Consider the following 10,413-nt stretch of genomic DNA (forward strand, 5'->3'; position numbering starts at 1 on the left):
TATACTTTTAATTAGTATAACTCATCACAAATGATCAAAATCCTATACTCAAAAAATAGAAGGGTGACTATCAATGGGACTTTTAAGCAGGCCAAAGAAAGCAAACGGGCTGTCAGTACAGAACAGATCAAATACCTACCGCACAGCACCTAAAGTAATTCCCATCAAAAAACGACTCAAAAAAATGAAGCCCAATACAACAGGTTTGTATCCTCATGAAATTCTTCTCTTATCCTATGCACCGGACTACTATACAAAAACCAATAAATTTCCGCCATTCTGGTGGTACAGATACGGGATAAAAGATGTGGATAAACTTTTAAAATCTTTAAGAAAAAAAGGCTTTTTAAAAATAGGATCATTGTAAACAACGATTGCCAATGAGTCTCTCGATAGTTTGAAAAATATTTTACTAGCTAATAATCTGGATTTTCATGGAGAAAAAAATCAGCTTATAAAACGTATATTGGAGGATATCAACACAAATGAGTTAAGTAGATTGTTTACAGACCGCACGTATGAACTCACTGATTTAGGCAAAGAAGTCATTGAAAAGGAAAAACATATAGCTTATATTCACCGAAACAATATAGAAGGACTGGATATCTGGTTTTTAAATGAACAAGTGCAAAAGCACCCTGGCTATTATTATAAGAATATTGTCTGGGAGTACTTACATAATCAGAGTCTCAAATGCTATAAAAAATCTGATCTGGAAATGTACCGCAATTACCGCCTGGCTATGGCAAAGTTTCTAGAAGAAGATGGTTCTGATACTGCTCTATCATATTATGTAGAAGTGGCGAGGCTCGATTTAAGTGGGCTTTCAAACGGTTTCAGTATGAAATATCTGGAAAAATATGTAGACAACTACTTCCCATACAGTAGATCCAGTGCGAAAATATCCAAAGAAGTTTTAGAAAAAATCAAAAAGCACAAGCTGGAAAATGTGTTGTCTGATGAAGAATTGAAAAATAGAGTCTATAATCTAAAAGGACGTTTGAACCTTCCATTCAGTCTTTTCACCGTCGAACAAGTTGCAGAGATTATCATTATGGAAATTCATGGAGATACCAAAGGACTTGACCAGCTGTATGCGGAAGTAAGAAATAACTTTAATTTTGAAACATCTGGATAGTGTATCTTGATTTTGTAAAAGAGATTCTAAAATAGTGCCACCCGTGAGCTCAGCTTAATAATGAGAAAGTGAACTAGAAACCCATACATCACCACTAAAAAACGTTCCATCTGTTTTATTCAGCAGATGAAACGTTTTTTCTATTTCTACGTGTAAAATTAGTCACTGTATTAAATTTACCGTGTTCTTTTCGTTTATCTGAAGAAGTTGACTCGATTAAAAGAGAAACTCCTTAAGATAATCGATTATTTTAAGGAGTTTAGACGAAAAATTGCTCTACTCCTTAAAGAAACACGGTAGCTTAAGAAGTTCATACCAAAAGTAACGAAGCTTATCAAGGAAGTTCAATTTTTGTAAATAAGAAAAAAATATTATCTAAATTCTTCAGAAAAGTAATGATCAAAATTCATGAAATATTGTTTAAGTAATTCATCTTGTTGCAATGACAATTTGGAAGCTAATTCCAACATAGTCCATACATTTTGAGGTGAATCGTTACATAAAAGAATACAAGAAGTTGCATGATCTCTTGTAGGGATAGTCACTGCAGCTGCACCGGCCATATTAGCTACTCTGATGAGACCTTTATTCCCTTTATGTTGATGGGCTACGGCCTTATTTCCCATATGTCCAAGCACTGTATCTCCTAAACCTTGAAAGTCAACAGGACCTTCTTTGGATAAAATCATGTCGTATTTAGTGAGGTTCTTTTCGAGAAAAGTGATAAGACTTTCTCGTGAATTATTGAGGTTTATCTCAGCTGTTTTTATGTCATAAGATTTTAAACTGTCTATTTGATCAATATCATTTAAAATAAGAATCTTTTTTTGTTTATTATCATCTTTTAAAATCGGATTAGGGGAGATTACTTGAATAGCTTGTTTCAACTCTTCAAACTCTCGAGTGATAAACCCAATTGAAGGTGTGAAGGAATGAGAATCGGTCGAGTGTTTCACAAATTTACTGGTATGCTCCTTGCATATAGCTGGAGAAATAAAACTAAATAGATTTAGTGACATGGCTGGTGCCAACACAGAGCCGCCGCCGTCTGTGCCGATGCCTAAGTCATTGATTCCTGTCAGGACATTGATCGCGGTACCGCTGGAAGATCCAGTCATAGGACTTCCGGTAATCGGATTTTTAATTTTAACATCTATTGCTCTACCTCCCAAACTATAATTATCTATTGTGTGTAAACCATACCGGCCCGTTGCCTCAAATATATCTAAAAGAGAATGAGGAATCTCAGGTCTATTTTTTACTCCAACATATGAAAAAGGTATACTTGATACCTTGTCGATGATTTGTGGGTAAACTTTTACTACGGAGTGATAAGGATTTTGTAAAGCAATAAATGATTTTTTAGCTAAGTATCGAATATCATCTGTATTCATTATAAATTCATCCTTTTACTATTTGTTTATTTAAGTTTAAATTAAACCTTGCAAAAAAGAAACCATCATACTATACTGTGAATAAGAAAGCGTTTCAATTTATTAATTATTGTAAATTCGAGGAGAGGAGGACTAAGAGCAATTATCTTGACGTTTTGAAGTAGGAACGTATTTATACACATCTATTTAAACGAGTGGTTAATAGATAATATTTTAAAAAATCAATTTACAAAAAAATGTAAATTGAAATAAATGAAAAAAGGAGAATTTCTATGATCAAAATTGTAGTGGGTGGACAAATTGATAAAAAAGAAGTCGCTAAAATTGTAGAAGAAAATGTAGGAGATAAAGCTGAAGTTGTAGTGAAAAGTGATTTAGATGCAGCAATGTCACTGAAGAAGAATGAGGCAGATTATTATTTTGGTGCTTGTAATACAGGTGGCGGTGGTGCATTAGCTATGGCCATTGCAATGATAGGTCGAAAAAACACTGCTACAGTTTCTATGCCAGGCAATATTATGTCGGATGAAAAAATTGCAGAAGAAGTACAGGCAGGAAAAAGAGCCTTTGGGTTTACAGCTCAGCATAAAGAGAAAGTTATACCTGTTATTATTAAAGAAATTCTTAAAAAAGAAGAATAAAGGAGACTGAAAAATGGATATACTACAGTTAGTTGTTATTGGAGCGCTGGGTGCTATGGCGACAATGTTAACAAATAAAGGGATCGCCGTTTTTAACGATGGGTTACGACCAATTTTACCTGAGTATTTTGATGATCATGCCATCAGCCGACAGGAACTTGCTGCAACAAGTTTCGCAGTTAGTTTTGGGTTAGTTATCGGTTTTGGTATTCCAGTTTCTATTGGTGCAAGTATTTTACTTATTCATAGTGTACTGTTAATGACAGATATTATTGGTACTTGGACACCAAATACTAAATTAGGATTAGTTTTAGCAGGTGTTTTAGGAGCTGCTTGGGGGATCGGTTTAACATTAGGTTTGCAATTTATCGTTGATATATTCGCAATGTTACCGGTCAACTTCCTTGATGCTTTAGGAGCTGTTGGGAATCCGATTGTTGTCGCTTTCTCATTATTCCCTGGTATTGCTGTCGCTTACCAGCATGGTTTTGGTAAGGGGGCACTTACTGCTGGAGTTAGTGCATTTGTCTTGATTCTTGTTAGACAGTTTGGAACATTTACATTACCTGGTGGGCAAGCAGTAACTATTAGTGCAGAGGGAATGACGTTACTTACCGGGATGATATTCATGTTAGTCTTTGCTATAAGAGTGAAGGGTGAATCTACTGACAACCAGAACTTGGTAAATATTTTTGCTGAACGTGTAAAGAAAATCAGGAAAAATATGATTCTACTTTCTTTAACTGGTGGATTAGTAGCTGCTGCAACCAGTTTGACATTGATTGCCGGCGATCCCATTTCATTAAGTTTAATAGATGGTGGCCAGTTCGGTGAAGCTGCACTTGCTGCATTTGCACGTGGAATCGGCTTTATCCCATTAGTATTTTCAACGGCTATAGTTACAGGTGTATACAGTCCTGCCGGAGCGACATTTGTATTTGTGGTAGGTATTTTACTTCAAGGTAACCCTATTTTCGCATTTATACTTGGAGCACTCGTGATGTTAATAGAAATTTCTTTATTAAGCGGTGCAGCTAAAGGCTTGGATCGTTTTCCTGGTGTTAGAGAAATGGGCGAACATATTCGTTCAGCTATGAACCGTGTTTTAGAAGTGGCGCTGCTTATAGGTGGGGCTTTAGCGAGTGAACAGATTGCACCAGGCATTGGTTTCTTCTGGGTTATTGGAGTGTACCTCTTGAACCGTACGGCCAAAAAACCTTTAGTCGACATGGCTGTTGGGCCTGTAGCCGCTATAGTGTTGGGAATCATAGTAAACATTCTCTTCCTATTAAATCTTTGGGCACCAGCTGCATAGATAATTTAAGAGGCTGGGTTCTCAAACCGGCCTCTTTCCTATTACTTGAAATAGAGAGAATAAAGGAGAACATTTATGTTAATAGAAGGCTACACTTACGCGCATGAACATACGACAATCGATTTGTCTTCGCTGAAAAAGACAGAAGATACGAATTTGAATTTATTTGATGAAACTGTCGAAGAATACAAAACCTTATACGATAAAGGTGTGCGAAATATAATTGATGTAACAGTAAGAGGGATGAAGCGGAATCCAGATTATGTGAGACGTGTTGCAAAAGCTAGCGGCTTAAATATTTTGCAATCTACTGGATGGTATCAAGATAAATTTCTACCAGGTTATATTGAAACAAAAACAGTAAAAGAACTCGCTGATATGATGATTAAAGATATTACAGTAGGAATAGATGGAACAGATATCAAAGCATCTTTAATAGGCGAGATCGGGACAAGTAAAAACGAGATGACAAGACGTGAACGAAAGGTTTTTGAAGCAGCTGCCATTGCTCACAAAAAGACGAATGTTCCAATTACAACTCATACGACCTTAGGTACATTTGGCAAAGAGCAAGTTGACTTCTTCAAGTCAAAAAAAATGAATCTCAGTCGCGTTGTCATTGGACATGTAGATTTGACAGGTGACATCGACTATGTACTCGGACTTTTGAAAGAAGGCGTTTATGTCGAATTTGATACAGTAGGTAAAGAAAATTATATGCCTGATATGACTCGTGTTAAGATGCTACAACGTATTGAAGCAGAAGGATACACTGACAAGGTCTTTTTATCTATGGATATTACCCGCCGTTCTCATTTGAAAGTTAATGATGGCTTGGGATATTCCTATCTTCTTGACACCTTTGTTCCATTGATGAAAGAAAATGATATATCCGATCGATTTATTGAAAATATGCTCAAAGATAACCCTAAAACATTTTATGGTTAAAGGAGGGATAATATGCAGACATTTCCATTGGAGAGTATAAGTGTAAAAGAAGCAATGCTAAAGCAATTTAGGTTAGTTGACTGTATAACAAACGTTTTTCCAGGTAATGAGATGCTGACCCGCGGTGACCTGGGAGTTGTTCCTGGATTAAACAAACCCGAGACAACAAAAAATGTTGAGCGGGTGATTGCTGACTTTTTCAAAGCAGAAGATTGCATGCTTGTCAGAGGATCTGGAACGATGGCTATTCGATATGCCTTATATAAAGCTGTTAAACCAGGTGGAACACTACTTATTCATGACGCCCCGATTTATCCAACGACTAAAGTAACATTGGATATGTTCAATATCGGTGTAGTTAAAGTGGATTTTAATGATCAAGACAAGTTAAGGAGCCTATTGAAAAAAGAAAAAATCGATGGTGCCCTGGTACAACTGACTAGACAAAAACCGAATGATCGATATGACTCTCAGGAAGTTATTAAGCTAATGAAAGAGTTGCAGCCAAGACTGCCTATTGTGACTGATGATAATTATGCCGTTATGAAAATACCAAAAATCGGTGTGGAAATGGGAGCAAATTTATCCTGTTTTTCAACATTTAAATTATTAGGTCCAGAGGGTATTGGCTGTATTGTTGGAGAAAAAGAGCTGATATCTGAGTTGAAAAAGGATAATTACTCCGGCGGCTTGCAGGTTCAGGGTCACGAAGCTTTAGATGTACTCAGAGGTCTAACATATGCACCTGTTTCCTTGGCGATTTCGGCAGAAACAACTCAGGATATTTGTGATGATCTCAATCAGAATGCTGTTAAAGGTGTTAAACGAGCGATGATAGCCAATGCACAATCTAAAGTACTACTTATTGAATTGAACGATCCAATTGCGAAAGAAGTACTTAAAGAAGCCAGACAGTTAGGAGCTGCGCCTTATCCTGTTGGGGCAGAATCGAAATATGAAATCGTCCCTATGTTTTATCGTGTATCGCATACTTTTTTAGAATCAGATCCATCACTTGAAGATCGTATGATCAGAATCAATCCAATGCGGTCAGGCCCAGAAACAGTCAAACGTCTATTAAGCGAAGCTATTCAAAACGTAATAAAAGATAAAGGGAAGAGCAGAAATGAGTGAGTTATTTTTCAAGAAAAAAGGTATTGCGATTGAAAAAATTGCCGCAGAGATATATTTATTGAGCGTCAATGACCGCTTACCGACTATGAATGAACTTCAGGAAAAGTATAATCTTTCTCGAGGTACTGTTCAAAATGCTTTATCCTTTTTAAAAAAAGAAGAAGCAATCAAAACGAAAAGCAGGGGACACTTGGGTACTTTTATTGAACAAATCGATTATAAAAAATTGCAAACATATTCATCCGCACAAAGAATAATTGGTACTATGCCCTTACCTTATTCCAAACTTTATGAAGGACTAGCAACTGGTCTTTATACAATGTTCAACAATCAGAATATCAAACTTAATTTAGCATTTATTCGAGGAGCTAAAGAGCGTATTGAAGCTTCAGAAAGTGGCACCTATGATTTTGCAGTTGTTTCTCGATTTGCTGCCGAAGAGGAAATGAAAAATGATTCGAATATTTCCATCGCATTAGAGTTTGGTGCAAACACCTATTTGTCTAAACATATTTTGATATTTTCTGAAGAAGGAAAAAACGAGATTGAGGACGGTATGAAAGTGGGAATCGACGAGGATTCACTCGATCATTATCATTTGACCAAAGATCTGGTGGAAGGTAAAGATGTGACCCTTGTCAATTATCCAGCTAATCAGTTGATACATGCTATTAGAGAAAACGAAATCGATGCGGGTGTCTGGAATTATGATGAAATTGTTGAAAAGGGTTTTACTGATTTAAATTATGTTGATATACCGGTAAAAGACTATCATAAAAGTATAAGTGAGGCGGTCATAGTCTGTTCCCATGAACGCTTAATGATACAGTCTCTTTTCAAAAAAAATATATCCATTGAACAAATGCATGATATTCAACATAAAGTAAAAACGGGACAAATTGTTCCAAGATTCTAGATAAAGGAGAACTAAAATGATCCAGGAAAAATTAGACATATTAAAAGAAACGAATGTGATCAATCAAGCTGCATATGATTATTCTCAAGAAGCTTTGGTGTATCTAAAAAAGAAGAAAGTTATTAAAGAAGATAATGAAGCAGACGTTTTAATCACACATTTGGCTATGGCAACAGCACGTCAGAATACAGATGAAAAAATTGACGGTGTTGATGACATGATTTTATCAGACATACAATCAGATGAAAATTATGATCAAGCTAAAAAGTTATGGGATGAACTGAAAACATTTGCACCGGCAGAATTTGAATCCAACGAAGAAGGCTATTTCCATCTTCATTTAGTTACATTGTTACGAGAAAAGCAGTAGAGGAGACGATAACATGTTCTTGGAGATGGTAAAGAAGCGCAATCCGGAATTGATTGATTTTGCTGTTTCTCTTCACCAAAGAGGCATTATTTTACCGGATACCTATGTTATAGATTTAGATAAAATAAAAGAGAATGCAGAAAAAATGGTGAAAAAAGCAGATAGTTTAGGGATCGAACTTTATTTCATGACAAAACAAATTGGACGTAATCCAAAAATTGCTGAAACAATTATTGAAGCAGGAATAAAGAAAGCAGTGGTCGTCGATTTCAGAGAAGCTGAAATCATGATGGAAAATAATATTCCAATAGGTAACGTAGGACATCTTGTTCAATTACCAACACACTTCATAAAAAAAATAATTATATACGGTGTAGATTATATAACTGTTTATTCTATGGAAAAATTAAGACAAGTCAATAGAGTAGCAGAAGAATTGAATATTAAACAAAAAATAATGCTACGAATCATTGATGATAATGATTCTTTATATCCAGGTCAATATGGCGGGTTTCAATTAGATAAACTGAGAGAAAAACTTAAGACAATGAGATCGTTTGAATATTGTGAGATTGCAGGATTAACTTCATTCCCGTGTATATTATATGATAAAGATATAAAAGATTTCAAACTGACTCATAACGTCCAGACATTGTTAAAAGCAAAAAAAATGATGGAAAACAATGGTTTCAATATAGTAGACATGAATGTGCCCTCCGCAACTTCCATAAAAACATTGCCTCTTATTGAAGAGATACAAGGAACTCAAGGAGAGCCTGGACATGCGTTGTCAGGAACTTCACCAATGCATGCAGATATAGAGCTTGAAGAAAAGCCTGCGTACGTTTATGTAAGTGAAATATCTCATAACAGTAGTAATAGTGCGTTTGTTTTTGGTGGCGGCTATTATGCACGGGGAAATCTTGAAAATGTGTTGATAGATAAAGAAGGTAAGAGGACTCAAAGTAAAGTTAAACCTTTTCCAAGTGATAATATTGACTACTACCTTGAAATAAATGGAAAGCAGACAGTGGGTGCAACAGCTATCATGGCTGCACGTACACAAATTTTTGTTACTCGCAGTCAGGTTGCACTTGTAAAGGGATTAAACAGTAATAATCCAGAGCTTGTCGGTATTTATACCAGCCAAGGAAGAAAATTAGAAAGGAATTAGTATGGGAAAATTTATAGTTATCGTACTGGATAGCTTCGGTGTGGGCGCAATGGAAGACGTACCAGAAGTCAGAGACCAGGATATTGGAAGTAATACAGCACTTCATATCATAAAAAAGAAGCCTGAAATAAAAATTACAAATTTATTGAATTTAGGACTGATGAACTCTATCGGTGAAGAATGGGAAAATTTCAAGTTTGCTCAAGGAGCGAATTGGGGGACGTCCAAATTATCTCATCAGGGTGCTGATTCTTTTTTAGGTCATCAGGAAATCATGGGAACAATTCCTCCAATTCCTTTAAATGAACCTTTCAGTGAATCAATTGATCAGGTCGAAGCCCATTTGACTGAAGAAGGTTATTCAGTGAAAAAAGTAGGTTCAGATAGTGAACCTAAAATTTTAGTCGTAAATGATTGCGTAACTGTGGGAGATAATTTGGAAACTGATTTAGGACAAGTGTATAATGTATCGGGTTGTCTGGATATTATTTCTTTTGGAGAATTGACAGCTATCGGCAAAGCCGTCAGAGATGTTGTAAAAGTTTCTCGAGTTATTACATTTGGCGGTGAAAATGTAACGCTGAAAGACTTACTTGCCGCCCGTAAAGTTATTGATGATACATTTGCAGGAGTGGACGCTCCAGAATCCGGTGTATATGACAAAGGATACCAAGTTGTTCATTTGGGTTATGGTATTAATCCGGATGTGCAGATTCCAACGATACTTGATAGAGTAGATATCGACGTCTCACTCATAGGGAAAGTAGCAGATATCGTACAAACTAAAAGTAACCGTCTTTTTCCAGGTGTCGATTCTCAGTATTTGTTTGATCAGCTAATGACACAAGTGGATGAAATCGACCATGGATTCATTTGTTTGAACATTCAGGAGACAGATTTAGCCGGACATGCTGAGGATGTCGATCGTTATGCTAATAGGTTGGAACTCAGTGATAAGAATATCGGGCAGCTGCTTGAAAAGTTGACACAAGAAGATATATTGATCGTAATGGCCGATCATGGAAACGATCCTACCATTGGCCACAGTCAACATACAAGAGAGCGTGTACCATTGCTGATTTATTCTGAAGGTAAGGAAAATAAACATATTGGAAATCGACAGACAATGTCCGATGTAGCCGCAACTGCTAGTGAGTACTTTAATGTTGAGAAGCCAGCAAATGGAGAGTCATTCTTAAATGAGTTATCTTAAATAATAAGTTAATGTTTAAATGTTTTAATGAGTAAGAATTTTGAGTTATAGGTAGTAATTGAGAAAATTATTATATTTATGAATGAGTAGTCAAAAGGCCTTTACACTTAATATACCTGTGTAAAGGTCTTTTGATATTTTGCTAAGTTAAATTATAAAAATAATATACC

The 10,413-nt window shown here is 35.9% G+C and carries 11 protein-coding genes; 10 read left to right on the plus strand and 1 reads right to left on the minus strand.

Translation table 11 applies throughout. The features are described 5' to 3' along the window. Positions 1-73: 73 nt before the first annotated feature. A complete protein-coding gene (locus AKA01nite_RS08750; protein ID WP_146924945.1) occupies positions 74-367 on the plus strand; it encodes a hypothetical protein in 294 nt (97 codons plus the stop codon). A gap of 30 nt (positions 368-397) precedes the next feature. After that, positions 398-1,138, plus strand: coding sequence for a hypothetical protein (locus AKA01nite_RS08755; RefSeq protein WP_146924946.1), 741 nt, complete (start codon positions 398-400; stop codon positions 1,136-1,138). A gap of 371 nt (positions 1,139-1,509) precedes the next feature. Here the strand turns inward: AKA01nite_RS08755 and AKA01nite_RS08760 are convergent, their stop codons facing one another. Beyond that, positions 1,510-2,532: an amidase family protein gene (locus tag AKA01nite_RS08760; RefSeq protein WP_146924947.1), complete on the minus strand. Its 1,023-nt coding sequence runs from the start codon at positions 2,530-2,532 to the stop codon at positions 1,510-1,512. Positions 2,533-2,804: 272 nt separating this feature from the next. On the opposite strand from AKA01nite_RS08760, the gene AKA01nite_RS08765 reads away from it, so the two are divergent. The 8 genes from AKA01nite_RS08765 to AKA01nite_RS08800 all read left to right on the plus strand — a co-directional run bounded on the left by AKA01nite_RS08765 (position 2,805) and on the right by AKA01nite_RS08800 (position 10,243). Then, a complete protein-coding gene (locus AKA01nite_RS08765) occupies positions 2,805-3,173 on the plus strand; it encodes a DUF2620 domain-containing protein (RefSeq protein ID WP_146924948.1) in 369 nt (122 codons plus the stop codon). 13 nt (positions 3,174-3,186) lie between these two features. Beyond that, on the plus strand, positions 3,187-4,488 hold the full coding sequence (locus tag AKA01nite_RS08770) for a YhfT family protein (protein WP_146924949.1): 1,302 nt from the start codon (positions 3,187-3,189) through the stop codon (positions 4,486-4,488). Positions 4,489-4,563: 75 nt separating this feature from the next. Beyond that, positions 4,564-5,436 carry a phosphotriesterase family protein gene (locus tag AKA01nite_RS08775; RefSeq protein ID WP_146924950.1) on the plus strand — a complete coding sequence of 291 codons (873 nt, stop codon included), beginning with the start codon at positions 4,564-4,566 and terminating at the stop codon, positions 5,434-5,436. Positions 5,437-5,448: 12 nt separating this feature from the next. After that, positions 5,449-6,570, plus strand: coding sequence for an aminotransferase class V-fold PLP-dependent enzyme (locus tag AKA01nite_RS08780; RefSeq protein ID WP_146924951.1), 1,122 nt, complete (start codon positions 5,449-5,451; stop codon positions 6,568-6,570). Continuing rightward, positions 6,563-7,486: a GntR family transcriptional regulator YhfZ gene (gene yhfZ / locus AKA01nite_RS08785; RefSeq protein ID WP_146924952.1), complete on the plus strand. Its 924-nt coding sequence runs from the start codon at positions 6,563-6,565 to the stop codon at positions 7,484-7,486. The genes AKA01nite_RS08780 and yhfZ overlap by 8 nt, the downstream gene beginning before the upstream one ends. 16 nt (positions 7,487-7,502) lie before the next feature. Then, entirely contained in the window at positions 7,503-7,856 is a 354-nt protein-coding gene (locus AKA01nite_RS08790; protein WP_146924953.1) for a hypothetical protein, read from the plus strand. Between the two features lie 13 nt (positions 7,857-7,869). Beyond that, a complete protein-coding gene (locus AKA01nite_RS08795) occupies positions 7,870-9,030 on the plus strand; it encodes a YhfX family PLP-dependent enzyme (RefSeq protein WP_146924954.1) in 1,161 nt (386 codons plus the stop codon). A gap of 1 nt (position 9,031) precedes the next feature. After that, positions 9,032-10,243: a phosphopentomutase gene (locus AKA01nite_RS08800; RefSeq protein WP_146924955.1), complete on the plus strand. Its 1,212-nt coding sequence runs from the start codon at positions 9,032-9,034 to the stop codon at positions 10,241-10,243. Positions 10,244-10,413 lie beyond the last annotated feature (170 nt).

Source organism: Alkalibacterium kapii (genome assembly GCF_007988865.1).
GTDB classification, from domain to species: domain Bacteria; phylum Bacillota; class Bacilli; order Lactobacillales; family Carnobacteriaceae_A; genus Alkalibacterium; species Alkalibacterium kapii.